This is a genomic window from Serratia sp. NA_112.1, assembly GCF_052691715.1.
In genome coordinates this window covers 92,816-118,440 of record NZ_JBQZFO010000003.1, presented here as the reverse complement: position 1 = coordinate 118,440, position 25,625 = coordinate 92,816, and the positions used below count along the sequence as shown (strand labels likewise).

General features: G+C 53.8%; 27 protein-coding genes and 1 pseudogene. 11 read left to right on the top strand and 17 right to left on the bottom strand.

Features of this window, described 5'->3' with window-relative positions:
- Positions 1–4 precede the first annotated feature (4 nt).
- A pseudogene (locus ACUTQ5_RS08250) lies at positions 5–229 on the top strand (SDR family oxidoreductase); the annotation flags it as partial.
- Between the two features lie 71 nt (positions 230–300).
- Here the strand turns inward: ACUTQ5_RS08250 and ACUTQ5_RS08245 are convergent.
- Positions 301–1,605, bottom strand: coding sequence for an Nramp family divalent metal transporter (locus ACUTQ5_RS08245; RefSeq protein ID WP_445650842.1), 1,305 nt, complete (start codon positions 1,603–1,605; stop codon positions 301–303).
- 237 nt (positions 1,606–1,842) lie between these two features.
- On the opposite strand from ACUTQ5_RS08245, the gene mntR reads away from it, so the two are divergent.
- Complete coding sequence (mntR, locus tag ACUTQ5_RS08240) at positions 1,843–2,313, top strand: manganese-binding transcriptional regulator MntR (RefSeq protein WP_261095170.1); 471 nt, start codon at positions 1,843–1,845, stop codon at positions 2,311–2,313.
- 56 nt (positions 2,314–2,369) lie between these two features.
- Here mntR and ptsG read toward each other — a convergent pair whose 3' ends face one another.
- The 14 genes from ptsG to yceD form a co-directional block, all read right to left on the bottom strand.
- On the bottom strand, positions 2,370–3,803 hold the full coding sequence (gene ptsG / locus ACUTQ5_RS08235; RefSeq protein WP_445650841.1) for a PTS glucose transporter subunit IIBC: 1,434 nt from the start codon (positions 3,801–3,803) through the stop codon (positions 2,370–2,372).
- A gap of 338 nt (positions 3,804–4,141) precedes the next feature.
- Positions 4,142–4,918 carry a metal-dependent hydrolase gene (locus ACUTQ5_RS08230; protein ID WP_445650840.1) on the bottom strand — a complete coding sequence of 259 codons (777 nt, stop codon included), beginning with the start codon at positions 4,916–4,918 and terminating at the stop codon, positions 4,142–4,144.
- 14 nt (positions 4,919–4,932) lie between these two features.
- Entirely contained in the window at positions 4,933–5,940 is a 1,008-nt protein-coding gene (holB, locus tag ACUTQ5_RS08225) for a DNA polymerase III subunit delta' (protein WP_445650839.1), read from the bottom strand.
- Positions 5,940–6,578: a dTMP kinase gene (tmk, locus tag ACUTQ5_RS08220; RefSeq protein WP_445650838.1), complete on the bottom strand. Its 639-nt coding sequence runs from the start codon at positions 6,576–6,578 to the stop codon at positions 5,940–5,942. Before tmk ends, holB begins: the two co-directional genes overlap by 1 nt.
- The gene (mltG, locus tag ACUTQ5_RS08215; protein WP_445650837.1) at positions 6,568–7,593 is read right to left on the bottom strand and encodes an endolytic transglycosylase MltG; all 1,026 of its coding nucleotides are present in this window, start codon (positions 7,591–7,593) and stop codon (positions 6,568–6,570) included. Before mltG ends, tmk begins: the two co-directional genes overlap by 11 nt.
- Before the next feature lie 13 nt (positions 7,594–7,606).
- Positions 7,607–8,404 (bottom strand): aminodeoxychorismate lyase, encoded by a 798-nt coding sequence (gene pabC, locus ACUTQ5_RS08210; RefSeq protein WP_445650836.1) that lies wholly within the window; start codon positions 8,402–8,404, stop codon positions 7,607–7,609.
- Positions 8,405–8,578: 174 nt separating this feature from the next.
- The gene (gene fabF, locus ACUTQ5_RS08205) at positions 8,579–9,820 is read right to left on the bottom strand and encodes a beta-ketoacyl-ACP synthase II (RefSeq protein WP_445650835.1); all 1,242 of its coding nucleotides are present in this window, start codon (positions 9,818–9,820) and stop codon (positions 8,579–8,581) included.
- 81 nt (positions 9,821–9,901) lie between these two features.
- Entirely contained in the window at positions 9,902–10,138 is a 237-nt protein-coding gene (acpP, locus tag ACUTQ5_RS08200; protein ID WP_004719003.1) for an acyl carrier protein, read from the bottom strand.
- Between the two features lie 154 nt (positions 10,139–10,292).
- Positions 10,293–11,027 (bottom strand): 3-oxoacyl-ACP reductase FabG, encoded by a 735-nt coding sequence (gene fabG / locus ACUTQ5_RS08195; protein ID WP_020826338.1) that lies wholly within the window; start codon positions 11,025–11,027, stop codon positions 10,293–10,295.
- 11 nt (positions 11,028–11,038) lie between these two features.
- Positions 11,039–11,968, bottom strand: a complete 930-nt coding sequence (gene fabD / locus ACUTQ5_RS08190) for an ACP S-malonyltransferase (protein WP_445650834.1) — start codon at positions 11,966–11,968, stop codon at positions 11,039–11,041.
- Positions 11,969–11,985: 17 nt separating this feature from the next.
- A complete protein-coding gene (locus ACUTQ5_RS08185) occupies positions 11,986–12,939 on the bottom strand; it encodes a beta-ketoacyl-ACP synthase III (protein WP_261088858.1) in 954 nt (317 codons plus the stop codon).
- Positions 12,940–12,945: 6 nt separating this feature from the next.
- On the bottom strand, positions 12,946–13,980 hold the full coding sequence (gene plsX, locus ACUTQ5_RS08180; protein WP_445650833.1) for a phosphate acyltransferase PlsX: 1,035 nt from the start codon (positions 13,978–13,980) through the stop codon (positions 12,946–12,948).
- An 11-nt stretch (positions 13,981–13,991) separates the two neighbouring features.
- A complete protein-coding gene (gene rpmF, locus ACUTQ5_RS08175; protein ID WP_012006327.1) occupies positions 13,992–14,159 on the bottom strand; it encodes a 50S ribosomal protein L32 in 168 nt (55 codons plus the stop codon).
- A gap of 16 nt (positions 14,160–14,175) precedes the next feature.
- The gene (gene yceD / locus ACUTQ5_RS08170) at positions 14,176–14,697 is read right to left on the bottom strand and encodes a 23S rRNA accumulation protein YceD (protein WP_012006326.1); all 522 of its coding nucleotides are present in this window, start codon (positions 14,695–14,697) and stop codon (positions 14,176–14,178) included.
- 141 nt (positions 14,698–14,838) lie between these two features.
- Here yceD and ACUTQ5_RS08165 point away from each other — a divergent pair, with 141 nt between their 5' ends.
- The gene (locus tag ACUTQ5_RS08165; protein WP_445650832.1) at positions 14,839–15,420 is read left to right on the top strand and encodes a Maf family protein; all 582 of its coding nucleotides are present in this window, start codon (positions 14,839–14,841) and stop codon (positions 15,418–15,420) included.
- 8 nt (positions 15,421–15,428) lie between these two features.
- On the opposite strand, the gene rluC is transcribed toward ACUTQ5_RS08165, so the two are convergent.
- Entirely contained in the window at positions 15,429–16,391 is a 963-nt protein-coding gene (gene rluC / locus ACUTQ5_RS08160; RefSeq protein ID WP_445650831.1) for a 23S rRNA pseudouridine(955/2504/2580) synthase RluC, read from the bottom strand.
- 551 nt (positions 16,392–16,942) lie between these two features.
- Between rluC and rne the strand changes: the two genes are divergently transcribed.
- A complete protein-coding gene (gene rne / locus ACUTQ5_RS08155) occupies positions 16,943–20,314 on the top strand; it encodes a ribonuclease E (protein WP_445650830.1) in 3,372 nt (1,123 codons plus the stop codon).
- A gap of 62 nt (positions 20,315–20,376) precedes the next feature.
- Here the strand turns inward: rne and ACUTQ5_RS08150 are convergent, their stop codons facing one another.
- A complete protein-coding gene (locus ACUTQ5_RS08150) occupies positions 20,377–20,664 on the bottom strand; it encodes a putative quinol monooxygenase (RefSeq protein WP_445650829.1) in 288 nt (95 codons plus the stop codon).
- Between the two features lie 224 nt (positions 20,665–20,888).
- Here ACUTQ5_RS08150 and pyrC point away from each other — a divergent pair, with 224 nt between their 5' ends.
- The 7 genes from pyrC to ACUTQ5_RS08115 all read left to right on the top strand — a co-directional run bounded on the left by pyrC (position 20,889) and on the right by ACUTQ5_RS08115 (position 25,587).
- On the top strand, positions 20,889–21,935 hold the full coding sequence (pyrC, locus tag ACUTQ5_RS08145; protein ID WP_445650828.1) for a dihydroorotase: 1,047 nt from the start codon (positions 20,889–20,891) through the stop codon (positions 21,933–21,935).
- An 80-nt stretch (positions 21,936–22,015) separates the two neighbouring features.
- Positions 22,016–22,255, top strand: a complete 240-nt coding sequence (gene dinI / locus ACUTQ5_RS08140) for a DNA damage-inducible protein I (protein WP_153857159.1) — start codon at positions 22,016–22,018, stop codon at positions 22,253–22,255.
- A gap of 126 nt (positions 22,256–22,381) precedes the next feature.
- On the top strand, positions 22,382–22,660 hold the full coding sequence (locus ACUTQ5_RS08135; RefSeq protein WP_135316079.1) for a hypothetical protein: 279 nt from the start codon (positions 22,382–22,384) through the stop codon (positions 22,658–22,660).
- Positions 22,661–22,858: 198 nt separating this feature from the next.
- Positions 22,859–23,113, top strand: a complete 255-nt coding sequence (gene bssS, locus ACUTQ5_RS08130; RefSeq protein ID WP_012006318.1) for a biofilm formation regulator BssS — start codon at positions 22,859–22,861, stop codon at positions 23,111–23,113.
- 268 nt (positions 23,114–23,381) lie between these two features.
- The gene (gene solA, locus ACUTQ5_RS08125; RefSeq protein WP_445650827.1) at positions 23,382–24,497 is read left to right on the top strand and encodes an N-methyl-L-tryptophan oxidase; all 1,116 of its coding nucleotides are present in this window, start codon (positions 23,382–23,384) and stop codon (positions 24,495–24,497) included.
- A gap of 226 nt (positions 24,498–24,723) precedes the next feature.
- On the top strand, positions 24,724–25,350 hold the full coding sequence (locus ACUTQ5_RS08120; RefSeq protein WP_445650826.1) for a LuxR C-terminal-related transcriptional regulator: 627 nt from the start codon (positions 24,724–24,726) through the stop codon (positions 25,348–25,350).
- A gap of 120 nt (positions 25,351–25,470) precedes the next feature.
- Entirely contained in the window at positions 25,471–25,587 is a 117-nt protein-coding gene (locus ACUTQ5_RS08115; protein WP_012006315.1) for a DUF2770 family protein, read from the top strand.
- Positions 25,588–25,625: the final 38 nt, after the last annotated feature.

The window sequence follows — 25,625 nt, the reverse complement described above, 5'->3', positions numbered from 1 at the left end:
GACTAACGAGTCGAGCGTCGGCCCGACAGAAACCCCAGAGCTGGGCAAGCTCGGGTTGAAGGATGCCGATGAGCAAATACTGCGCGACGAGATCCGCACACTGGTGCCGATTGGCCGCATGGGCACGGCGCTGGAATTAGCCAAGGCGGCGGTGTTTTTGGCGTCTGACGAGTCCGCCTTTATGGTAGGCAGTGAGTTGCTGATCGACGGTGGCGTGGGGAATTTGTAATAACTCGCGGCAAGTTACCAGGGGTTACCCTTAGTCAAAAGCCGTGACAGCGAGACTGCACGGCTTATCGGTCAGCCCAGACCGGGAATAGCAACGCCGAAGGTCTGCAGCAGTAACACCATGTTGAGCAAAAGAATAATCACCGTCCCGATAATTGACACCAGGCTGGTCAGGCGACTATTGACAAATTCGCCCATAATGTCGCGACGGCGGGTGAACATCACTAAAGCAATCATCGGCGCCGGCAGCGCCAGACTCAGTACCACCTGGCTGTAAACCAGTGCATCGGTGGCATTAACCCCTAACGCAACCACGATGAACGCCGGGATCATGGTCACCATGCGGCGTATCCAGACCGGAATGCGGAAACCGACAAACCCCTGCATGATCATCTGGCCCGCCATGGTACCCACCACCGAGCTGGAAATACCGGAGGCAATCAACGACATCAGGAAGATACCGGCGGCGGCGGCGCCAAACAGTGGCGTCAGCGTGTGGTAGGCCGTACCAATTTCAGCCACATCACTGTTACCGGCATGGAAGGCGCTGGAGGCCATAATCACCATGGCGATATTCACCAACCCGGCGATAGACAGCGCAATCACCACCTCAATGTTGGAAAAACGTAGCAATTTACGGCGCTCGCCGCTGTCACTGCCCGGCGCACGGTGCTGGGTCAGGCCCGAGTGAAGGAAGATGGCATGCGGCATCACGGTGGCACCAATGATACCGACGGCAATAGTCAGCGCCTGTGCATCCGGCAATTGCGGGGTAACCATACCAATGCCCGCTGCCGCCCAATCGACCGGTACGATAAACATTTCGACCAGATAACACAGCGCAATCACCGCGACCAGGCCGCCAATCATCAGTTCCACCGGACGAAAGCCTTTCTTCTCAACCATCAGCAAGGCATAGGTGATCACCGCCGTCACTCCCATTCCTGGCAGCAGCGGCATATGGAACAGTAATGCCAGCGCTATCGCACCGCCCAGAAACTCCGCCAGATCGGTAGCCATTGCCGCTACCTCACTGAGCAGCCACATACCAATGACCACCGGACGAGAAAATTGGTCGCGGCACATCTCTGCCAGATTACGACTGGTGACGATACCCAGCTTGGCCGACAACGCCTGAAACAACATGGCGATCAGGTTAGCCATCACCACCACCCACAGCAGGCTGTAACCGTATTTCGAACCGGCCTGAATATTGGTGGCGAAATTACCCGGGTCCATATAGGCAATAGAGGCAATCACAGCTGGCCCGGCGAACAGTAGCGGCGTGAATGCACCACGCTTGCGCCCGGCAAGTGCGTTACCTATTGCCGCATTGGTTCGTTCGGTTAACGATGTGGTGGTTGCCGCATCACGCATGATTTACCCTCAATCTTTTTCTGGTTATTTTTCACCCAACACTCACAGCAATGTAGCATCGGCTACACTTTATGCAAAATGGAAGATTAACTGCCTTTGTGTACAAATATTTCTTATTGTCATCTTGTCATCGAATACGCCAGCCGAATTGATAATGCGTCGTCTTTGGACTAACGTATGGCGGGACTGCATTAACCTGCAACTTACTGGTTTATCGTTTAAAGGACGTCTCCGACTATGGCAACAAGCGCACCAGACGACGCCGAACGCCCCGTGGTGGCTGAAATGCCGGATGAGGCTGAACATGCCCTGCGCTTCACCCGCGCTCGTGAGGCGCAATCCAATGCGCTGATCGAGGACTATGTTGAGCTGATCGCCGACCTGCTGGTCACCACCCGCGAAGCCAGGACCACGGATATCGCCAAACGCTTCGGCGTATCGCACCCTACCGCGATCAAAAACATCGCCCGACTGAAAAGTGCCGGTCTGGTGGAGTCACGCCCTTATCGTGGGGTTTTTCTGACCGAAGAAGGTGAACAATTGGCGCAGAAGGTACGGCGTCGCCACCGGATTGTGGTTGATCTGCTGGTATGCCTGGGAGTACCGAATGAAACGGCGGAGCTGGACAGCGAAGGGATTGAACATCACATTTCTAACGACACCCTGGCGGTGTTTGAACAGTATCTGCAAAAGCACGCAGTAAAATAAATTCTCGCCAATAAAAAAGGGAGGCTTTCGCCTCCCTCAAAACTCCCCTGCCTGAATTAATGATTACGGATGTATTCGTCCATATCGGTTTTCAGGTTGTCAGATTTGGTACCAAAGATAGCCTGAACGCCCGAGCCTGCGACAACGACGCCGGCAGCACCCAGTTTTTTCAGATCAGCCTGGTCAACCTTGCTCACGTCCGCCACGCTAACGCGCAGACGGGTGATACAGGCATCTAGGTTGGTGATGTTATCTTTACCGCCAAAGGCCTGAACCAGCGCCGCAGACATTTCGGAACCGCCCTGCGCAACCTGCTCAGAAACCGTATCTTCACGGCCTGGGGTTTTCAGATCCAGCTTGGCAATCAGCACGCGGAAGATGGTGTAGTACACCAGACCGTAGATGATACCGACGATTGGGAACAGCCAGATTTTGCTGCTGTTGCCGCTCAGGACGATAAAGTCGATCAGACCGTGTGAGAAGCTGGTGCCGTCACGCATCCCCAACAGGATACAGATCGGGAACGCCAGGCCAGCCAGGATGGCATGGATTGCGTACAGGATCGGCGCAACGAACATGAAGGAGAACTCGATCGGCTCGGTGATACCGGTCAGGAAAGAGGTCAGCGCAGCGGAGATCATGATACCGCCGACTTTAGCGCGGTTTTCCGGCTTGGCTGAGTGCCAGATGGCAATCGCCGCAGCAGGCAGACCGTACATTTTGAACAGGAAGCCACCGGACAGTTTACCCGCAGTTGGGTCACCCGCCATATAACGTGGAATATCGCCGTGGAACACCTGGCCCGCTGCGTTGGTGTATTCACCAATTTGCATTTGGAACGGCACGTTCCAGATATGGTGCAGACCGAACGGCACCAGCGAACGTTCAACCACGCCGTAGATACCAAACGCCACTACCGGGTTCTGATAAGCCGCCCACTGGGAGAAGGTCTGGATAGCCGTACCGATTGGAGGCCAGATAAAGGAAAGCACTACGCCCAGAACGATTGCCGCCAGGCCGGAGATAATCGGCACAAAGCGCTTACCGGCAAAGAAGCCCAGATATTCCGGCAACTGAATGCGGAAGAAACGGTTAAACATATAGGCCGCGATGGAGCCGGAGATAATCCCCCCGAGCACACCGGTATCCGCCAGGTGTTTGGCCGCAATTTCTTCAGCCGGCAGGTGCAGTACCAGCGGTGCAACCACCGCCATGGTTTTCACCATGATGCCGTAAGCCACTACCGCAGCTAACGCGGAGACGCCGTCGTTATTGGTGAAGCCCAGGGCAACACCGATGGCAAAAATCAGCGGCATGTTGGCGAAAACGGAACCGCCGGCTTCCGCCATCACGTGTGAGACTACCGCCGGTAGCCAGCTAAAGTTGGCGGAACCGACGCCCAGCAGGATACCTGCGATAGGCAATACGGATACCGGCAGCATTAGCGACTTACCTACTTTTTGCAGGTTTGCAAATGCGTTCTTGAACATAGTTGAGTGTGCTCCTGAGTAATAGTGCTTTGCTACTTTTCGCGATTCTTCGCGTTGCAAGGGGGGGAGAAAAACCCCTGCAATTCAGGGTGTCTGAGCACCCCTTGAATTATTACGCAGAGTAAAATAAATAGACTGCGCAATGTTTGATGACAGTCACGTTTCGATGAACAAAACCGGGTATTTTTCTTACATCGCCTATTTTTTGGTAAAAATGAGCGAAAAACGCCCGCACTTCGCCCGAAAAACGGGTGAGAACATTACCCGTTTCGGCAATTAATTACGAGCTTAAAAAGAATTCAGATTTCGTTAATCACAGCTATAGCCTAGGTCAAAGATTAGAGTTCGATGTGAAATAAGCGTGAAAAGTTGGCGGTGGTGGCTTCGGCCAGTGTTTCCAGGCTCACACCCTTCAATACCGCCATGTATTCAGCCACATCACGCACATAGGCAGGTTGGTTTTCTTTGCCGCGATGCGGCACCGGAGCCAGATACGGTGAGTCGGTTTCCACCAGAATACGATCCAGCGGCACATAGCGCGCCACTTCACGCAGTTGTTCTGCATTGCGGAAGGTCAGGATTCCGGAGAAAGAAATGTAGAACCCCAGATCCAGCAACGCCTCTGCGGTAGCGCAATCTTCGGTGAAGCAGTGCAGCACACCGCCACAGTCCTGGGCATTTTCTTCACGCAGAATAGCCAGTGTGTCTTCTCGCGCATCGCGGGTATGCACGATCACCGGCTTGTTCAGATCGCGACCGATACGAATATGTTCACGGAACGACTCTTGCTGCAACTCAAGATTGTCTTTCTGATAGAAGTAGTCCAGCCCGGTTTCACCCAGTGCCACCACTTGCTCTGCTGCTGCCAAACGGCGCAGCTCAGCGTAGTCGTAGCCACCTTCCAGATTGAGCGGATGCACCCCGCAGGAGAAGGCCACGTCATCGCGTTGGCCAATCAATTGCGTCATCGCCTGATAGCCCGGCAAAGTGGTGGCCACCGCCAGCACGTAACCGACGTCGCGCGCTTTGGCCTTCGCCAAAGCATCATCCACATTTTGATGCAGCGTTTGGTAATCCAGGCCGTCGAGGTGACAATGAGAATCTACTAACAACATAATATTTAACTCTTTTACAGCGAATGGGGGTGAGAATAGCCGGTAGCGCCAAGCAACTGCTCCCAGCCAAGTAACTGTTCGGTCAGCAGCAGTTCACGGTTAACGCCGACGACACCAAGCAACTGATGGCGACAATGCAGCCATTGCTGCACGGCTTGCTGCAGCGACGTACTGCTCAGACGGCTGGCCAGTTGATGCACCAGCGGTTGCTGATCCTGGTTCAGAACAAAGCTGGCGGCACCCTGCTGCCACTTCATGGCGTCCATCAGCAATGAACATAGCCAGTGAAGCCGCTCAGCAACGTCTTCGTGATTCAATACCGGCAACAACGACAACATGTCGTGCTGCGGCAAAGCGGCGCTCAGGGCCGTGCACAACACGCTACGCTGTTGCCAACGTTCCGGCTGTAGCAATTGCTCTGCGGCCAACGGCGCACCGTCATGCAGGCGCAAGGCAGTCAGGAGATCAACCTGATTACCCGGCGTCTGTCGATTCAGCCATTGCAGGCTGAGCGGTTCGTCCGGACTGGCGAGATGCCAGTACAAACAACGGCTGCGTAACGTCGCCAGCAACCGTGATGGCTCGCGGCAGCTCAGCAGAAAATAGGTTTTTTCCGGCGGTTCTTCCAGCGTTTTCAACAGGGCATTAGCGGCAGCCTCGGTCAGCAACTCCGCCTGTGGCAACCAAATCACCTTGGCACCGCCCTGCTGCGCATGAGAATAAAGGACATCAATCAGCTGGCGGATGGGTTCCACCCCCAGGCTGCTTCTACCTTTTTCCGGCGTCAACACATGGTAATCCGGGTGATTTCCCGCCAGCATCAACCGGCAGCTATGGCATTCACCGCAGCTTTTCTCACCGTTGCGACGTTGGCAGATCAGCCAACGGCTCAGGCCATAAGCCAGCGCATCCTCACCATGGCCCACAGCAGCATGCAATAACAGAGCGTGATGTCCGCGCCCGGTAGCATATTGCCCGACCAACTGCCGGTAAGGGGTATTCAGCCACGGGTACCAGTTCATTACACGCCTTCCTGCTGCTGTAACCATTGGCTGACGCAATGACGAATCGTCGCCGTCACCTGGTCAAGCGATTGAGAAGCATCTACGGTGATGATGGACGCATCTTGCGCCGCCAACTCCTGATAACGTGCGCGGGTACGTTCAAAGAATGGCAGTGCTTCCTGCTCGATACGATCCAGTTCGCCCCGTGCTCGGGCACGCTGCAGACCCACTATCGGCGGCAAATCCAGGTAAAGCGTCAGGTCAGGACGAAAATCCCCTAATACCGTGTCACGTAGCGAGGCCATAAGTTGTTGATCCACACCCCGACCGCCGCCCTGGTAGGCTTGAGAAGACAGGTCGTGACGATCGCCAACCACCCAGGCGCCACGTGCCAACGCCGGTTTGATCACCGTTTCCACCAACTGTACACGAGCCGCATACAGCATCAGTACCTCGGCCTTGATGGTCGGCAATTCACCATCCACGCCGCGTTTGAACAGGTCGCGCAGCTTTTCCGCCAGCGGCGTACCGCCAGGTTCACGGGTAAATGCAATGTCGTTGATGCCGTGCTCGCGCAGTACGTCGACTACGGTATCGCGTGCAGTCGTTTTGCCCGCACCTTCAAGCCCTTCGATAACCACGAATTTACTTTTCATTCTTTTCCTTTAACGCCTGGCGATAGGCACGCACCGCCTGATTATGGCTGGCCAGGTTAGTGGTAAATTGATGCCCGCCCTTACCGTCGGCAACAAAGTACAAATAAGGCGTCTTCGCCGGCTTGGCAGCGGCTTCCAGTGAAGCCTGGCTCGGCATGGCAATCGGCGTTGGCGGCAGACCATTGATCACGTAGGTGTTGTACGGCGTCGGCGTTTCCAAATCCTTGCGGGTAATATTGCCATTATAAGCCTCGCCCATACCGTAGATCACCGTCGGGTCGGTCTGAAGACGCATGCCAATACGCAGGCGATTAATGAATACCGAGGCCACTTTGGTTCGTTCTTCCGGCACCGCAGTCTCTTTCTCAATGATTGAGGCCATGGTCAGCAACTCTTCCGGCGTTTTGTAAGGCAGGTTGGCTTCACGGCCCAGCCAGGCGCTCTCCAGCGCTTTAATCATACGCAGGTGGGCACGCTTCAACAGGGCCATATCGGTCATGCCTGCGGTGTACAGATAGGTATCCGGGTACAGCCGCCCTTCCGGGTTGGCGCCTTCTGGCAAGCCCAGCGCCTCGGCAATTTCCGCCTCGCTTTTACCAGCCAAGGTATGCTTGAGGTATTTTGACTGTTGCAGCACCAGCAGCCAGTCCCGCAGGCGGGAGCCTTCAATAAAGCGTGCGCTGAATTGGGCTTCTTTACCGCTGGCCAACAGTTTAAGCATTTGACGCACCGTCATACCCGGCGTAAAGCGATAGGTTCCGGCCTTAAACTCGGCTAATTCCGGCTCCAGGCGCAACAACCATGGGAACCACTGGCCATTGCGGATCAGTTTGTCTCGCACCAGCAGCCCCTCCAGGGCCACCCGACCGGTCCCTGCCGGCAGTTTGAAAATGGCTTCCTGCTGGATCGCCAATGGCGTATCCGCGAAGCGTTCAACCTTCTGGTAGCCCCAAAACAGCAGGCCCAATACCAGAACAACAATAATAGAAACGAACTTCAGCTTTCTTTTCTTCATCAATCAGCCATCGTTAACAGTGTGGGCGCAAAACATCATAAAGTTGGCGTGAAGGGTAACACCATGATTGCACAGTATTGACCGGCAGCAACGGCATTAACGCATTGCTCACCAGCACTTCTTCAGCATCGGCCAGCGTCTCTAGAGGTTCGCTGACACAATGCAGCGAGTATTCACTGCCCGCCAGCAGCTCAATAACCCGGCGACGCATCAACCCAGCCACGCCTGCCTGGCTTAAATCTGGCGTAAATACTGCTTTTCCCTTACGCCAGAACAAATTAGCCGCACAGCATTCCACCAGCATACCGGCAGTGTCAAGCACCAGCGCCTCGTCGGCGGTTGTCTGGTCAAGATGCGTGCGGATCAACACCTGCTCCAAACGATTCAAATGCTTCAGCCCAGCCAACAGCGGGTTGCGTCCCAGCGCTACCGGGCTGAGCGTCAGGCTGATGCCCTGCTCTCGCCATGGCAAATAGTGCATGGGATAGGTGCTACGAGAGACTATGCGTGTGGGGGCCTCACACCCTTGCGGGCTGTATCCCCTGCCACCGCTGCCGCGTGTCAGTATCGCTTTGACCACGCCCAAAGGGATAGATTCTGCCGCGCGCACCATTTCATCTTTCAAAGCGTTCCAGTCGCAAGGCGGCAGCATCAACCGCTGCGCTGCCAACTGTAGCCGCTCGATATGCCAGGGCAGCAGGTCTATTTTCCCCTCAGTCACCCGGGCGGTAGTGAAACAGCCGTCACCAAACTGCAAGCCGCGATCGCTTGGTGCTAACACATCGTGTTGATGCCCATTAATCCAGTACATAGACTCCCCCTGACCGCTTTGGTATCACTACAGAATAACAGGCGCAGGTGCCGTTAGCAGCAGCTTGCCGTTTGGCTACAGAGCCAACAAGCAGAGCTTTCCGAGTCGCGGTCGCGCCATAAAAAAAGCCCGGTTTAAAAAACCGGGCTTTTTTACCGTCTGCCAGCAGAGGCATTATACCTTGCGGAAGATCAGTGAACCGTTGGTGCCGCCGAAGCCGAAGGAGTTACACAGCGTGAACTGCATATCACTCACCTGGCGAGCCTCATGCGGAACAAAGTCCAAATCACAACCTTCATCCGGATTATCCAGGTTGATGGTTGGCGGAACTGCCTGGTCACGCAATGCCAAAACGGTGAAGATCGACTCAATCGCGCCTGCGGCACCCAACAGGTGGCCGGTCATCGATTTGGTCGAGCTGACCATCACGCGCTGTGCATCGCTGCCAAATACCGACTTCACCGCCTGCGTTTCGGCTTTGTCACCGGCCGGCGTTGAAGTCCCGTGCGCATTGATATAACCAATTTGTGACGTAGTCACACCGGCATCAAGCAATGCATTTTCCATCGCCAGCGCCGCACCCGCACCATTCTCAGGGGGAGACGTCATGTGATAAGCATCGCTGCTCATCCCAAAGCCGACAACTTCAGCATAAATCTTGGCACCGCGTTTTTTGGCATGTTCGTACTCTTCCAGCACCATCATACCGGCACCGTCACCCAGAACAAAACCGTCACGGTCTTTGTCCCATGGGCGGCTGGCCGCTTGAGGATCTTCGTTACGGGTCGACAACGCGCGTGCTGCGCCGAAGCCACCGACACCCAACGGAGTACTGGCTTTCTCTGCCCCACCGGCCAACATGACGTCGGCATCATTGTAAGCAATGATACGCGCGGCATGGCCAATGTTATGCACACCTGAAGTACAGGCGGTGGCGATCGAAATACTCGGGCCACGCATGCCGTACATGATGGTCAGATGGCCTGCAATCATGTTTACGATGGTTGACGGCACAAAGAACGGACTGATTTTCCGTGGGCCACCGTTAACCAGTGAACTGTGGTTCTCTTCAATCAAACCCAGGCCGCCGATGCCAGAGCCGATAGCGGCACCAATGCGGCTGGCGTTAGCCTCGGTGATATCCAATTGTGCATCCTGCATGGCTTGCATGCCGGCAGCGATACCGTATTGAATAAAGGCGTCCATCTTGCGCGCATCTTTGCGTGAGATGAAATCCTCTGAATTAAAATTCTTTACCAGGCCAGCAAACTTGGTCGCATAGGCTGTGGTATCGAAATGGTCGATCAGGCTGATGCCACTCTGACCGGCAAGAAGAGCTGTCCATGTGGACTCTACCGTATTGCCGACAGGAGACAACATGCCCAGTCCGGTCACAACTACTCGACGCTTAGACACGTTTGTCCTCCAAGGAGGGAAAATATGACACTAGGGATAGAAAAAACTTAGGCGGTCGAGTGACCGCCTAGATATGTTCTCTTACTGCTGGCTGGCGTTGATGAAATCAATAGCTGCCTGAACAGTAGTGATTTTCTCAGCTTCTTCGTCTGGAATCTCTGTGTCGAACTCTTCTTCCAGAGCCATTACCAGCTCAACGGTGTCAAGAGAATCAGCACCCAGATCTTCAACGAAAGAAGCGTTATTTAAAACTTCTTCCTGTTTAACACCCAATTGCTCAACAATGATTTTCTTAACGCGTTCTTCGATAGTGCTCATACTCTTAAATTTCCTATCAAAACTCGCTTTCGCGATGGTTTTCGTAGTGTATAAAATGTTGAAAAAGATGCAACTAAATCCCGGCTGGTCAAACCACGATTTTACGCTATTCTGCGGTTTTTACCCCAAATAACGCAAATAGTTTTCGCATTTTTTAAATCATGTACATGCCGCCATTGACATGTAACGTTTCACCGGTGATGTAGCCAGCCTCATCAGAGGCTAAAAATGCAACAGCGCTGGCGATTTCTTTAGCATCCCCCAGCCGATTGGCTGGAACTGATGACAAAATGCCTGCACGCTGATCATCTGTCAACGCCCGAGTCATGTCCGTCTCAATAAAGCCAGGTGCCACGACGTTGACCGTAATGCCACGCGAAGCAACTTCGCGTGCCAAAGACTTACTAAAACCAATCAGACCAGCTTTAGCCGCCGCGTAATTAGCCTGCCCTGCATTCCCCATGGTACCAACTACGGAACCGATGGTGATGATACGGCCAAACCGCTTTTTCATCATAGCTCGCATTACCGCTTTTGACAGACGGAATACGGAAGTCAGATTGGTGTTCAGGATATCCTGCCACTCGTCGTCCTTCATACGCATCAGGAGGTTATCACGCGTAATACCGGCATTATTCACTAAAATGTCGATTTCGCCAAATTCAGCACGAATAGATGCCAGAACGCTGTCGATAGATTGAGCATCGACCACATTCAATGCGAACCCTTTGCCGTTTGCACCCAGGTAGCTGCTGATAGCCTCAGCGCCGCTTTCACTGGTGGCGGTGCCGATGACTTTGGCGCCACGTGCCACAAACGTTTCTGCAATAGCCCGGCCAATACCCCGGCTGGCACCGGTGACCAGAACAACTTTACCTTCGAAGCTCATTGTTTTCCTCTTTATTGTTCAAGCGCCGCTGTCAGGCTGGGCGCGTCATTAACCGCCCCCGCCGTCAGGGTGTCAACAATACGTTTAGTCAGACCGGTCAGAACTTTGCCCGGACCAACCTCTAGCAGCAAGGTAACGCCCTGTGCCGCCATAAACTCTACGCTTTCGGTCCAACGTACCGGGCTGTACAACTGGCGCACCAGAGCACTGCGGATCGCTTCTGGATCGGTTTCGGTACGCACGTCTACGTTATTTACCACTGAGACCTGCGGTGCGTTGAAGGTAATCTCCTGCAACGCCACAGCCAGCTTGTCTGCAGCCGGTTTCATCAGTGCGCAGTGCGAAGGCACGCTCACCGGCAACGGCAACGCACGCTTGGCGCCAGCGGCTTTACAGGCCGCACCTGCACGTTCAACCGCTTCTTTGTTACCGGCGATCACCACCTGGCCCGGTGAGTTAAAGTTCACCGGTGAAACAACCTGCCCTTGGGCAGACTCTTCACAAGCCTTGGCAATGGCTGCGTTGTCCAGGCCGATAATGGCGGACATCGCGCCAGTGCCTTCCGGCACCGCTTCCTGCATCAGTTTGCCGCGCAGCTCAACCAGACGAATAGCCGCCTGGAAATCCAGCACGCCCGCACACACCAATGCCGAGTATTCACCCAAGCTATGGCCAGCCATGATGGCCGGCGTTTTGCCGCCCTGCTGCTGCCAGACGCGGAAAATCGCTACGGAAGCGGCCAGCAATGCCGGCTGCGTCTGCCAAGTTTTGTTCAGTTCTTCCGCCGGCCCTTGCTGCACCAGCTGCCACAGGTCGTAACCCAGGACGGAAGAGGCTTCGCTGAAGGTCGCTTCAACGATCGGATATTGAGCGGCCAAATCGGCCAGCATGCCCAGAGTCTGTGACCCTTGGCCTGGAAAAACAAAAGCAAATTGCGTCATTTTTTCTTCCTGTTATATCAGAAACGAACCAGCGCCGAGCCCCAGGTAAAGCCGCCGCCAAAGGCTTCCAGCAGCACCAGTTGGCCGCGTTGAATTCGCCCATCACGCACCGCTTCGTCTAGCGCTGCAGGGACCGAGGCGGCAGAGGTGTTACCGTGACGATCGAGCGTCACTACCACTTTATCCAGCCCCATACCCAATTTTTTCGCCGTCGCGCTGATAATGCGCAAATTGGCCTGGTGCGGCACCAGCCAGTCCAGCGCGCTGCGATCCAGATTATTGGCCTGCAGCGTTTCATCAACGATGTGAGCCAGTTCGGTAACCGCAACCTTGAAGACTTCATTACCCGCCATGGTGACATAGGCCGGCTTGTCCTGATCCTGACGATCCTTGAACGGCAAGGTCAACAAACCGCCGTAGCTGCCGTCGGCGTGCAGATGGGTCGACAAAATGCCCGGCTCTTCAGAAGCCCCCAACAGCACCGCGCCTGCGCCATCACCAAACAGAATGATAGTGCCGCGATCTTCCGGATCCAGCGTGCGTGACAACACGTCTGCGCCGATCACCAGAGCATGCTTCACCGCGCCGTTTTTAACATACTGATCGGCGACGCTCAACGCATAGGTGAAACCGGCACAGGCCGCAGCCAGATCGAATGCCGCGCAGTCTTTAATGCCCAGCATCTGCTGCACCTGGCAGGCAGAACTTGGGAATGCGTGGCTCGAGGTGGTGGTCGCCACAACGATCAGCCCGATGTCTTCTTTAGCCACACCTGCCATTTCCAGCGCTTTTTCAGCAGCATGGAAGCCCATCGTCGCGACTGTTTCATCAGCGGCGGCAATACGGCGTTCACGGATACCCGTACGTGAGACGATCCATTCGTCAGAGGTATCCACCATTTTTTCAAGGTCAGCGTTGGTGCGCACTTGTACGGGTAAATAACTCCCCGTACCGAGAATCTTTGTATACATGTACGATCAGTCACTCTTAGGTAATACAGCTTCAAGGCGCGCAGCAATCCTGTCAGGGACTTGCCGCTGCACCGCCTGCACAGCCTGTTCGATTGCCACTGCAAACGCGTGTGGGTTTGCAGCGCCGTGGCTCTTGATTACGGTGCTGCGCAATCCTAACAGACATGCGCCATTATACTGGTCGGGGTTCAGGTGGCCGAACCGCTTTACCACCCGTTTTTGCAACCAACGGCCCAACAATTTTAACCACCACGCCTGCTTGCCACCGTCTCCGGATGATTTCAGCAGCGATAAAAATACTCTTACCACCCCTTCCATGGTCTTCAGGGTGACGTTACCCACAAAACCGTCGCAGACCAACACATCGGTTTTACCGGTGAGAAGATCGTTGCCTTCCAGGTAACCAATATAGTTGATTGCCGGAGTATTTTTTAGCACGGCGGCCGCTTCGCGGATATTATCCAGGCCTTTGGTTTCTTCTTCACCAATATTCAGCAGCGCCACGCGAGGTTGCGCAATCCCCACCACCTCTTCGGCCATCACCGCTCCCATCACCGCGAACTGCACCAGCATGGTACTGTCGCATTCGACGTTGGCGCCCAGATCCAGCACCACGGTTTTACCCCCCAGCTGATGAGGGATCACCGTCATCAGCGCCGGCCGTTCAATACCGTCCAGCGGCTTGAGCAGCATTTTCGCCAAGCCCATCAACGCACCAGTATTCCCTGCGCTGACACAACCTTGCGCATCGCCGTTTTTAGTCAGTTCCAGCGCAATGCGCATGGAAGAACCGCGGCTGGCGCGTATCGCTTGTGAGGGTTTGGCGTCGCCGGCAATCACAGATTCAGCGGGCACAACTTGCAAACGTTCCAGAAGAACCGGATCGGCTTTGGCAAGTAAGGGAGAGAGGGTGTCGGGATTGCCGACCAGCAGAAGATGAAGCTGTAAATTAGAGGCCAGTGCCTGCAATGAAGCAGGCACTGTGACGCAGGGACCGAAGTCCCCGCCCATTGCATCTAACGCCAGGGTTAGACGAGTCAAGGTATCGCTACTTAGCCGATAACCTTGCGACCGCGGTAGAAACCGTCGGCAGTGATATGGTGACGCAGGTGAGTCTCGCCAGATGCTTTATCAACAGACAAAGTGGCGGTGGTCAGAGCATCGTGTGAACGACGCATGCCACGCTTGGAACGGGTTGGTTTATTTTGTTGTACGGCCATGGACCTTACTCCTTGATTACTTACGCTTTAAACTGGCTAATACGGCAAATGGATTTGGTTTCTCCGCCTCTTCAGGCAGTTTGCCAAACACCATATCCGCTTCGGACACTTCACAGTGTTCAGATTCATGTACCGGGACGACAGGCAGTGAAAGAATAATTTCGTCTTCAATCATTGCCAGCAGATCGACTTCGCCAAACTCATCGACTTCGATCGGCTCATACGCTCCCGGTAATGCCTCAGCCTGCTCATCATTGACGACCGGGCTAAAACAATATGTTGTGTGAACATGATGTTCAAACGGGACTCCACAGCGTTGGCACATCAGCATTACCTGGACGTCCGCATGCCCTGTTATCACCGCGAGGCGCTGGTTATCAATATCAAAGGATAACGAGACCTCAACATCACTGTCCACACTGACCACAGAGGCGGCGACACGAGTAACCTGCTCAGGCGCATAGGAACCAACATAATCCAGGCGTTTCTGAGCGGTACGTACCGCATCAATGGTCAAGGGTAATTTTACCTTTTGCATAGGGCGCGCATATTAACTTTGTAACGACTTAGAGTCAAAGAAAAAGGCCGTAAAACGGCACCTTTCACCAATATTCGCTTCCTCAGCGGCGGACAGTTTAAAATGCCTACTCTATTTACGCTACGGTTTAAGAAAAAAATTATGCAAAGACTCCTGCTTGCCTCCACTTCGCCCTACCGCAAGATGCTGTTGGAAAAACTGCATCTGCCTTTTATCTGTGATGCTCCCCAGGTCGATGAAACCCCACTGGCTGGGGAAAGCGCCGAAGCGCTGGTGCTGCGATTGGCAACGGCAAAGGCCCAGGCATTGGCCGCCGCCTACCCCGACCACCTGATTATCGGCTCCGATCAGGTCTGCGTGATCGACGATAAAATCACCGGGAAACCACACACCGAAGAAAATGCCCACGCGCAATTACGCCAGGCCAGCGGCCAAAGGGTCACCTTTTATACCGGCCTTGCGTTATACAACAGCCATAGCAAACACCTGCAAGTGCTTTGCGAACCCTTTCACGTGCACTTCCGTGCGCTGAGTGACGCTGAAATCGCCGCCTATATCCGCCTTGAGCAGCCACTCAACTGCGCGGGCAGCTTTAAAAGCGAAGGTTTGGGCATCGCGCTGTTCGAAAAACTGGAGGGGCGGGATCCGAATGCGTTGATCGGCCTGCCGTTGATCGCGCTACTGGAGATGCTGCGGGCTGAAGGCATCAACCCGCTGGCATAAAATACGGTTTACTGCGGTTTGGACTGCTTGCGCAATACCTGCAGGCAGTGGCGCAACTCTGCGTCCATCGGTGCTTCGATACGCATGGTTTCGCCGGTGCCCGGATGTTCGAACCGCAACGCCGCTGCGTGCAGGAACAAACGTTTGAGCCCGGTCCCCGCCAATTGGCGATCGAACTCACGATCGCCATAACGATCGTCAAAGGCTATTGGATGGCCGGCGTGCAGTGCGTGAACGCGGATTTGGTGAGTACGCCCGGTGATCGGGCTGGCCTTGACCAGCGTCGCATGCTCAAAACGTTCTTCCACCTTGAAGCGGGTTTCCGATGGCTTGCCTTCGCTGCTGACACGCACGATCCGTTCACCGCTCTGCAGAATGTTTTTCAGCAACGGTGCCTGCACCGCTTTGCAATGCGACTGCCACTCACCGCGCACCAGTGCCAAATAATCCTTCTGCATCCCTTTCAAGCGCAGTTGCTCATGCAAGGAGCGCAACGCAGAACGTTTTTTCGCCACCAGCAGCACGCCCGAGGTATCGCGGTCCAAACGGTGAACCAACTCCAGGAAGCGGGCTTCCGGGCGCAACGCGCGCAAAGCTTCGATGACACCGAAGCTCAGGCCGCTACCGCCATGCACCGCAGTGCCGGAGGGTTTATTCAGCAATAGCAGGTGATCGTCTTCATACAAAATGCAATTGGCCAGCGCGGCCACTTTATCGAGTTTGGCCGAGACAGGTGCTTCCTCACGCTCAGCAACACGCACTGGCGGCACACGCACCACATCACCAGGGGCCAGCTTGTATTCCGCCTTGATGCGTCCTTTATTAACGCGCACCTCGCCCTTGCGCACTATGCGATAAATCATGCTCTTCGGCACGCCTTTTAAGCGGGCAAGTAGAAAATTGTCGATTCGCTGACCGGCTTCGTCATCAGAAATCGTGATTAGTTGTACTGCAGGAATGTTCGTTTTCATGGGGCAGGATTCTAAATAGAGCGCGTAAATAGCGCCACTTCTTTTTATGTGCTTAACTGTCTCTCTGACTGCAGGCGAAATCCCAGCGGACAATAAGGCAGCAAGCCGGTTTGAACGTTTGCGATTTCTTCCGCAGTTAAGGAAAAGTCACCTTGCTATAACAGTATCAGCAGTGGAATAATGCGTTTACTTTCCACGTTGATTCTCGTTAAACAGGGAAAACTGTGGAATTATAAATTTGTCTGATGGCACAAAAACGCAGCAATGGCGTAAGACGTAATGTGAAATCAAACAATTAGCGGGCTGCGGGTTGCAGCTTGGCCGGCAAACGGAATCAGATCTGTCGACGTAAATCAGAGGCTATTCCCCTAGTAAAAGTGCTGTTTTTCACAAAGAAATACAGGCTTACCGAGATAATGCGCCCCTATGCAGGCGACAACCGTGAGGTTGACGGCTTTGCGAGAAGACACGGGGTTTTCGGTTTTAATCCGGCCATGAGGTTATTTTGCCCGCAGCTTTGTCGATAATGTAAAAATAACGAGTAAGTTAAGATGAAAAGAATGTTGATTAACGCAACTCAGCAGGAAGAGTTGCGTGTTGCTTTGGTAGATGGGCAGCGGCTGTATGATTTGGATATTGAAAGTCCGGGTCATGAACAGAAAAAAGCGAATATTTACAAAGGCAAAATCACTCGTATAGAACCAAGTCTTGAAGCAGCGTTCGTTGATTACGGCGCCGAACGACATGGTTTCCTCCCTCTTAAAGAAATCTCTCGCGAATATTTCCCAAGTAACTACTCCTCTCATGGTCGCCCAAACATCAAAGATGTGCTGCGCGAAGGCCAGGAAGTGATCGTTCAGGTTGATAAAGAAGAACGTGGTAACAAAGGCGCAGCCTTGACCACTTTCATCAGCCTGGCCGGCAGTTATCTGGTGTTGATGCCGAACAACCCACGCGCCGGTGGTATTTCACGCCGCATTGAGGGTGACGACCGCACCGAACTGAAAGAAGCGCTTTCTTCCCTGCAACTGCCAGATGGCATGGGTCTGATTGTTCGCACCGCGGGCGTGGGCAAATCTGCCGATGCGCTGCAGTGGGATCTGTCATTCCGCCTGAAGCACTGGGAAGCGATTAAAAAAGCCGCTGAAGGCCGCGCTGCACCATTCCTGATCCATCAGGAAAGCAACGTTATCGTGCGTGCATTCCGCGACTATCTGCGCCCGGACATCGGCGAAATCCTGATCGACAACCCAAAAGTTCTTGATCTGGCCAAAGAGCACATCGCTGCCCTGGGCCGTCCGGATTTCAGCAGCAAGATCAAACTGTACAGCGGCGAAATCCCGCTGTTCAGCCACTATCAAATCGAATCCCAAATTGAATCCGCTTTCCAGCGTGAAGTTCGCCTGCCTTCCGGCGGTTCGATCGTTATCGACTCCACCGAAGCGCTGACCGCTATCGATATCAACTCCGCGCGAGCAACCCGTGGCGGCGATATTGAAGAGACCGCGTTCAACACCAACCTGGAAGCGGCGGACGAGATTGCTCGCCAGCTGCGCCTGCGTGACCTTGGCGGCCTGATCGTTATCGACTTTATCGATATGACCCCGGTTCGTCATCAACGAGAAGTAGAAAACCGTCTGCGTGACGCGGTTCGTCAGGACCGTGCACGTATCCAAATCGGTCGCATTTCCCGTTTCGGCCTGCTTGAGATGTCACGTCAGCGCCTCAGCCCATCACTGGGTGAATCCAGCCATCACGTCTGCCCGCGCTGTAACGGCACCGGCACCATCCGTGATAACGAATCGCTGGCACTTTCCATTCTTCGTCTGATCGAAGAAGAAGCGCTGAAAGAAAATACCAAAGAAGTTCACGCCATCGTGCCAGTACAGGTCGCATCTTACCTGCTGAACGAAAAGCGTGAATCGGTGAGCGCGATCGAAAAGCGTCAGGGTGGCGTGAAAGCGATCATCGTGCCGAACGATCAGATGCAAACCCCGCACTACTCTGTACTGCGCGTGCGTAAGGGTGAAGAAACACCAACCCTGAGCTACCTGTTGCCGAAACTGCACGAAGAAGAGATGGCCCAGCCGCTAGAAGATGCACCGATGGAGCGCAAGCGTCCGGAACAACCGGCACTGGCTTCATTCTCTCTGGCTGCAGACGCCCCACCACCTGCAGAAGAACCTGTTGTGGCTCAAGCTACCGTCGCCGCAGCTGCAACCAGACAATCCGCGCCAGCCACTGCCAAGCAGGGCCTGTTGGGCCGTCTGTTCGGTGGTCTGAAAGCACTGTTTGCCGGTGAAGAACAACCGGTTGTCGAAGCCAAGCCTGTAGTTGAGGCGCCGAAGCCTGAAGGCAACGGTGAAAACCGCCGTCAGGATCGTCGTGGTCAACGTCGTCAGGGCACCGGTCGTAAAGATCGTGGTGAGCGCGGAGAACGAGGCGATCGTCCAGAGCGTGGAGAGCGTAAAGAGCGCGGTGAAGGTCGTGATAATCGTGAGCCGCGTGAATCTCGTGACAACCGCGAAGGCCGTGAAACACGTGAAGTACGTGATGAACAGCGTCGTAACCGCCGTAATGCGCCACAAGCCAATGCTGCCGTTACCGAAGAGCCGCTGTCTGAAGAAGCCGTCAAGGCACAGCGCGAAGAGCAGCAACAACGCCGCGACCAACGTGCCGATCGCCAGCGTCGTCGTCAGGAAGAGAAACGTCAGGCTCAGCAGGAAGTCACCGCGCTGGAAAGCGTAGAAACCGCAACCTCTGCCAACGCCAGCGTTGACGAAGATCTCGAAGAACGTCAGATGCAGAACATGCAGCGCCGTCAGCGTCGTCCTCTGTCGCAGAAAGTTCGCGTGCTGTCTGCGGAAGAAGAACTGCATCGTGCAGCGGAAGAACTGCTGGCGCCAAAAGCACCGGTAGTGAAAGCCCAGGGCGTGAAGCCCGCCCAGGTTGAAGACAGTGTTAAACTGCTGCCGGAAACCCTTGAGGCACCGGCCGAAGATGATGCACAGGAAAACCGCGCTAATGGCGAAAACGGCATGCCACGCCGTTCACGTCGTTCTCCGCGCCACCTGCGTGTTAGCGGTCAACGCCGTCGTCGTTACCGTGATGAGCGTTACCCTACCCAGTCCCCAATGCCGCTGGCAGGTGCTTTCGCCTCTCCAGAAATGGCTTCCGGCAAGGTATGGGTGAGTTACCCTGTCACTCAAGCAGCGCAAGTGATTGAAGAAGCAGGCGTTCAGACTGAAGCTGTTGAGATCGCCGCCGACAACGTCATGGCACAAGAAGCCGTCAGCGTAGCCGCTCCGGTTATTGCCCAAGCCGTTACGCCGGTGATCGAACCAGAAGTTGTAACCCCGGCAGAAGAACCAGCCCAACCGGTTGTTAAAGCCGCTGAGCAGGCAATCACTGCTCACGCAGAAGAAACCCCACCAGCCCCGGTCGCTGAAGCGCCTGCAGTAGTAGAAGAAACTGCGGTGGTAGAAGCTGCACCGGTGGTAGAAGAAACCGCGGCGGCTGAACCTGCCCCAGTGGTTGAAGAAACGCCAGTCGTTCCAGCAGCAACCGTTGCGGAAGAAACTGTCGCTGAACCAGCCCCGGTGTTCGTTGAGCCCGTCGTTGAAGTCGCACCAGTGGTCGTTGAAGCCGCACCAGTGCAGGAAGTTGCTGCCGCGGTAGTGGTCGAACAAAAAGCGCCGGTTGTGCAACAGCAACCAGCGCCAGTGCAAGATGTACTGTATAAACACATCGCCACTGCCCCAATGACCAAGGCTCCTGCGCCGGACTATGTACCGGAACAGCAGCAGCAAAGCGATTGGCAGCGCCCTTCCTTCAACTTCGAAGGCAAAGGTTCTGCGGGTGGTCATGCGGCGGCAAACCAGGCCACCGCACCGGCAACCAAACCGCAGCCGGTTAACGATTAAGTTAATCTGCTCCGATAAAAAAACCCGTCACTTGGCGGGTTTTTTATTGCCGAAAAATCGACTCAGGCTATTTTCTTCAACTGTTTGATATCCAGTAAATCCAGCTTGCCCTCTAACTGGCCGACGAAATGCTTGAAATGATCGGTGGCATTGTGTTTTTCCAGTGCCTCAGCGCTTGCCCAACGCTCAAAAAATACGAAGGTACCCGGCTTTTCCAGATCACGGTGCAGATCATATTGCAGGTTACCCAGTTCCTGGCGGCTTGGATCGATAATCGCATGCACTACGTCGCTGACGGCGGACACAAACTCAGGTTTAGCTTGTAAGGTGGCAATGACACGTACTTCCATTTTTCTCTCCCATTCCACATGATTAACGTTGATAACCTGATAGTTATGATGCAGGTATCATTCAAATCCCTGTCACTATGCCCCCGATAGCCAATTGATTTCAACTTGCCGTGAACAAACAGATGCATCGCAAACGCTTTACGCTTATCCTTACACCCCGGCGTGAATAACCCCCATTATTCGCTTTTACATAGACCCGTTTCTAACCGCCGGAGCCTTGCAACATGACCGCACAACCTCAAGCCCTAAAAATTCGCCGCCCTGACGACTGGCACATCCATCTGCGCGATGACGACATGCTGAAAACGGTATTACCCTATACCAGTCAGGTCTTTGGCCGGGCGATTGTGATGCCGAACCTGGCTCCGCCAATTACTACCGTCGCCGCGGCTTGCGCTTATCGTGACCGTATTTTGGCAGCGGTCCCTCAGGGGCATAATTTCACCCCGCTGATGACCTGTTACCTGACCAATTCACTGGATGCAGTCGAGCTGGTCAACGGGTTTGAGCAAGGCGTGTTCACCGCCGCCAAGCTGTACCCGGCCAATGCCACTACCAATTCCAGCCACGGCGTCAGCAATGTGAAAGGCATTTACCCGCTGTTCGAGCAAATGCAGAAAATCGGCATGCCACTGTTGATTCACGGCGAAGTGACCGATGCCGCCGTTGATATTTTCGATCGCGAGGCTCGCTTTATTGAGCAGGTTATGGAGCCGATCCGTCAGCAGTTCCCTGAACTGAAAATCGTCTTCGAGCACATCACCACCAAAGAAGCGGCTCAATACGTGCAGGAAGGCAATCGTTTCCTTGGCGCTACCATCACCCCGCAGCACCTGATGTTTAACCGCAATCACATGTTGGTTGGCGGCATCCGTCCGCATCTGTTCTGCCTGCCAATCCTGAAACGTAATATTCACCAGGACGCACTGCGCAAAGCCGTTGCCAGCGGTTCGGATCGCTTCTTCCTCGGCACCGACTCCGCACCGCATGCCAAACATCGCAAGGAATCAAGCTGCGGCTGTGCCGGCGTATTTAACGCTCCCAACGCGATCCCAGCTTACGCCAGCGTGTTCGAGCAACTCGGTGCTCTGGAGCATCTGGAAGCCTTCTGCTCGTTGAATGGCCCACGTTTTTATGACCTGCCGATCAATACCGATTTCATCGAGCTGCAACGCGTAGCGACGACCCAGCCGGAAGAGATCGCCATGGGCAGTGAAACGGTCATTCCATTCCTGGCCGGAGAGAGTCTGAGCTGGTCGGTAAAAGCATAATTATCTTTTTTTAATCCAGCCTCTTGCCCCCGTGCAAGGTTAACTGTATAAATATCCAGTAAATCACTTCGGGGGCAATTATGCGTGTTGAAGTCACTATAGATAAAACCAAGCCGCTACCGTCAGGGGCCATCGAAGCCCTGACCGGTGAGTTGAGCAAGCGGGTAAACCGCCTGTTTCCAGACACTGTGGTTCAGGTCCGTTATGCCGGGTCAAATGGGCTTTCTGTACTGGGTGGCCTGAAAACAGATAAAGATCTGATCGCGGACATTCTCCAGGAAACCTGGGAAAGTGCCGACGATTGGTTTAGCGCAGAATAATACTGCAATGTAGTTTTTGCCGGAGGTCGCTCTCCGGCTTTTTTGTATTTGAAACCCGTTTAATTTTCCGCTGGAAGAAAAGTCTTATCTGGTCTGTACTGAATACTTTAACAGGAGGTATTCAAGATGGCCCCGGACAAGGTAAAAACCGAAGAAGCGATGACCTTTGGCGAACTGCTGGCGCTGATTGCCGACCAAAAACGGCGTTTGAGCGTGCTGGAAGTGGCATTTTCCTATCTGGCTTTTGGTCTGGATGACAAAGCCAATCAATTGCTAATTCACAGTTTGAAGCTTGAATCGCAAAATCAAAATCGTGATGCCGAAACCCAGCAACACTTTGCCCATCTGGCCCTCGAGCTGGAAAAACGATTGCACAGTGTTCCACTCCCCCCTGATGTTGAATGAACGTGATGTCTCCGTTCTCATGTCTTTGCGTACCGACGTGTAGAATAATCACTCAAATAAATAATTATTTTGCAAAAGAAAGCAGGAAAGTCTCCACCATGGTAGCCAGATGAGTATACTGTAATTGCTCACATGATGATGAGCCGCATTGATCCTCGTTAGTCACTCACGGTAGTCAGTACTCAATAAGGGGTCTTTATGGACAGAAATGATGAAGTAATTCAGACACACCCGCTTGTTGGTTGGGATATCAGTACTGTCGACGCTTATGACGCCATGATGATACGCCTTCATTACCTGTCTTCACGAGATCAGACACCCGAAGATGCCCAAGTAGACAGAACGCTTTGGCTAACCACAGATGTCGCACGTCAATTAATCAATATCTTAGAAGCCGGCATCGCCAAGATTGAAGCAACGGATTACCAGGACCTTGATCGTAAAAAGCACTAATTCACTGTACCAAAATGCCTAAGGCGCCAGCGATTATCTCTGGCGCCTTTTTCTTTGTCTGCGAGCGGCACAACGGGTGCATTGCGGCTTCCAACCTTTTATCATAACGAAATAAGAAACCTATACCCTATAGCTTTCAAGTTGCAGCTAGGCGGCCAGCTCGCTCATCCCCAGGCGCTTACTCAAGTAAGTAACTGGGGTAAGCGAGTACAGATAACAACGCTGCCACTTGAAAGATGACGGGTATATAACAGAGAGGGTATGGCACGTGGAATATGACTTAATTGTTGTGGGCAGCGGTTCGGTAGGCTCGGCGGCAGGTTACTATGCGACACGAGCCGGCCTGAAAGTATTAATGATCGACAGCGCCATGCCCCCACACCGTAACGGTAGCCACCACGGCGATACCCGCATCATCCGCCATGCTTACGGTGAAGGCGAAAAGTATGTGCCGCTGATCCTGCGCGCCCAGGCCTTATGGAACGCACTGATTAAACAAACTGGCGAAGAACTGTTCCAGGACTGCGGCGTTCTGAACATGGGGCCACAGGATTCTGAATTTATCAACAACGCCCAACACAGTGCACAAAAATTCCGTCTCAATACGCAAAAGCTTAGCGCTGAAAAGATTAACCAGCGCTGGCCGGAATTCAATGCACCGGAAGGTTACGTGGGGGTATTTGAGCCTGACGCCGGGTTCCTGCGCTCGGAACAGGCCGTTGCCAGCTTCATCAAGCTGGCTAAAGATGCCGGCTGTGGCCAGTTGTTTAATTGCCCGGTTAGCGCAGTCCAGCCAATTGACGGCGGTGTGGAAGTGATCACCCCCGAAGGCCGCTTTCAGGGGCGTAAAGCCGTGGTCACCGCCGGGACTTGGGTAAAAGCCTTGCTGCCACAGTTGCCGATAGCGCCACTGCGCAAGGTTTTTTCCTGGCATCAGGCGGATGGGCGTTACAGCGTCAACAACCGTTTCCCTGCTTTTACCGTCGAAGCGCAGGACGGCAACCACTATTACGGCTTTCCTGCCGATAATGACGGCTTGAAAGTAGGTAAACACGATGGTGGCCAACCAATGGAGACACCGGAGCAGCGCAAGCCTTTTGGCAGTTTCACCGCGGATGGAACTGAGGTTTTCCATTTTCTGCGCCAATTTTTACCGGGTGTAGGGGTATGTTTACACGGTGAAGCATGTAGTTATGATATGAGTCCTGATGAAGATTTCATTATCGATACCCTGCCAGAATGCGATCGCTTAATGGTCATCAGCGGCCTGAGCGGCCATGGTTTCAAGTTTGCCAGCGTGTTAGGTGAGATCGCCGCGCTGTTTGCTGAAGATAAAACCCCACCGGTGGATATCACTCCTTTCTCACTGAAACGCTTTATTTAACCCCTTCTTGCTTACTTAATCGCAGCCGCAAACTCGCGCTGGCTGCGGTTTAGCCTTTTAGTTACATACCGAAATCATCATAGCAATCTGAAATCTATCGTAAAAAATATTTCAACGGAAATTTCTGGCGTAAGTATCCGGATTTCCGAATTGATCCCCCGTGGTGTAAGTTCTATTTTACAGCTGATATGCCCCTGCTAATTGTTCGAACAACAAGGACGTCACCATGAAACTGCTTGTCGTGGACGAATGCTGCTTCACTCGGGTCGGGATCGATAACTATTTTACGGACAATGTTTTCGCCCAGATAAAATGTTGCCACAGCCTTGAACAGGCGACTCCCCTGCTGGAGCACTACCGGCCTAGTCATATCCTGGTCAACCTGACCAAACAGTGCCGCCATAGTGAAGATGATGCCCAGCTGCAGGCTTTTATTGAAGCCACCCAATCGGCATTGCTGTTTATTTACCTGGACACCCCCTATCCCTATAGCGAAGCGCCAATGCGTATCGCCGACCATGCTTTCCTGTTCAATAAAGCCACGTTGCCGGTGACATTACGTATGATGCGTGAAAAACCGGTGTCACTGATGGATTGCAGTGTTGAACATTCGCTGTTCAGCCCGCAGGAACTGACGGTAATGAAGCACTGGATGGCGGAAATGCCCAATTACCGCATAGCAAAAAAGCTGCAAATCAGCTCGCACACCGTCTATGTTCACAAACGCCATATCACAGAGAAAATCAACGCCCGCAACCGGCTGGAATTTTATTCGCTGTATAACGTGCTGCGTTACTTCTACCCGACAAGCGTTCCTGCCAGCCCGATGTCATTGTCCCTACTGGCGGTATGATCAGGTTAGGCTGATTTTAGCGGTGAAATTGGCCTATCTACACGCTTTGCTCTATCGGCAGTATTAACGCGGACCGCAAAAATCTATACTCTGCCAGTCCCTATCTTTTGGCTGCTGAGAATGCTAAACAAAATACTGTCGGCGATCGTCAACAACGTACGCGAGCATCTGGTGCTGTATATCTGCCTGTGGCTGGTATTGTTAGCGCTGGACGTCTATTTCTTCTTTATGCCTTAACTCATGCCGCCCACTTTATCCCGCTTGTGCTTTAACCG

Bases quoted from the DNA above. Each gene is read 5' to 3' on its own strand.
- ACUTQ5_RS08245 (WP_445650842.1), bottom strand. From the start codon at position 1,605: ATGCGTGATGCGGCAACCACCACATCGTTAACCGAACGAACCAATGCG.
- mntR (WP_261095170.1), top strand. From the start codon at position 1,843: ATGGCAACAAGCGCACCAGACGACGCCGAACGCCCCGTGGTGGCTGAA.
- ptsG (WP_445650841.1), bottom strand. From the start codon at position 3,803: ATGTTCAAGAACGCATTTGCAAACCTGCAAAAAGTAGGTAAGTCGCTA.
- ACUTQ5_RS08230 (WP_445650840.1), bottom strand. From the start codon at position 4,918: ATGTTGTTAGTAGATTCTCATTGTCACCTCGACGGCCTGGATTACCAA.
- holB (WP_445650839.1), bottom strand. From the start codon at position 5,940: ATGAACTGGTACCCGTGGCTGAATACCCCTTACCGGCAGTTGGTCGGG.
- tmk (WP_445650838.1), bottom strand. From the start codon at position 6,578: ATGAAAAGTAAATTCGTGGTTATCGAAGGGCTTGAAGGTGCGGGCAAA.
- mltG (WP_445650837.1), bottom strand. From the start codon at position 7,593: ATGAAGAAAAGAAAGCTGAAGTTCGTTTCTATTATTGTTGTTCTGGTA.
- pabC (WP_445650836.1), bottom strand. From the start codon at position 8,404: ATGTACTGGATTAATGGGCATCAACACGATGTGTTAGCACCAAGCGAT.
- acpP (WP_004719003.1), bottom strand. From the start codon at position 10,138: ATGAGCACTATCGAAGAACGCGTTAAGAAAATCATTGTTGAGCAATTG.
- fabG (WP_020826338.1), bottom strand. From the start codon at position 11,027: ATGAGCTTCGAAGGTAAAGTTGTTCTGGTCACCGGTGCCAGCCGGGGT.
- fabD (WP_445650834.1), bottom strand. From the start codon at position 11,968: ATGACGCAATTTGCTTTTGTTTTTCCAGGCCAAGGGTCACAGACTCTG.
- ACUTQ5_RS08185 (WP_261088858.1), bottom strand. From the start codon at position 12,939: ATGTATACAAAGATTCTCGGTACGGGGAGTTATTTACCCGTACAAGTG.
- rpmF (WP_012006327.1), bottom strand. From the start codon at position 14,159: ATGGCCGTACAACAAAATAAACCAACCCGTTCCAAGCGTGGCATGCGT.
- yceD (WP_012006326.1), bottom strand. From the start codon at position 14,697: ATGCAAAAGGTAAAATTACCCTTGACCATTGATGCGGTACGTACCGCT.
- ACUTQ5_RS08165 (WP_445650832.1), top strand. From the start codon at position 14,839: ATGCAAAGACTCCTGCTTGCCTCCACTTCGCCCTACCGCAAGATGCTG.
- rluC (WP_445650831.1), bottom strand. From the start codon at position 16,391: ATGAAAACGAACATTCCTGCAGTACAACTAATCACGATTTCTGATGAC.
- rne (WP_445650830.1), top strand. From the start codon at position 16,943: ATGAAAAGAATGTTGATTAACGCAACTCAGCAGGAAGAGTTGCGTGTT.
- ACUTQ5_RS08150 (WP_445650829.1), bottom strand. From the start codon at position 20,664: ATGGAAGTACGTGTCATTGCCACCTTACAAGCTAAACCTGAGTTTGTG.
- pyrC (WP_445650828.1), top strand. From the start codon at position 20,889: ATGACCGCACAACCTCAAGCCCTAAAAATTCGCCGCCCTGACGACTGG.
- dinI (WP_153857159.1), top strand. From the start codon at position 22,016: ATGCGTGTTGAAGTCACTATAGATAAAACCAAGCCGCTACCGTCAGGG.
- ACUTQ5_RS08135 (WP_135316079.1), top strand. From the start codon at position 22,382: ATGGCCCCGGACAAGGTAAAAACCGAAGAAGCGATGACCTTTGGCGAA.
- bssS (WP_012006318.1), top strand. From the start codon at position 22,859: ATGGACAGAAATGATGAAGTAATTCAGACACACCCGCTTGTTGGTTGG.
- ACUTQ5_RS08120 (WP_445650826.1), top strand. From the start codon at position 24,724: ATGAAACTGCTTGTCGTGGACGAATGCTGCTTCACTCGGGTCGGGATC.
- ACUTQ5_RS08115 (WP_012006315.1), top strand. From the start codon at position 25,471: ATGCTAAACAAAATACTGTCGGCGATCGTCAACAACGTACGCGAGCAT.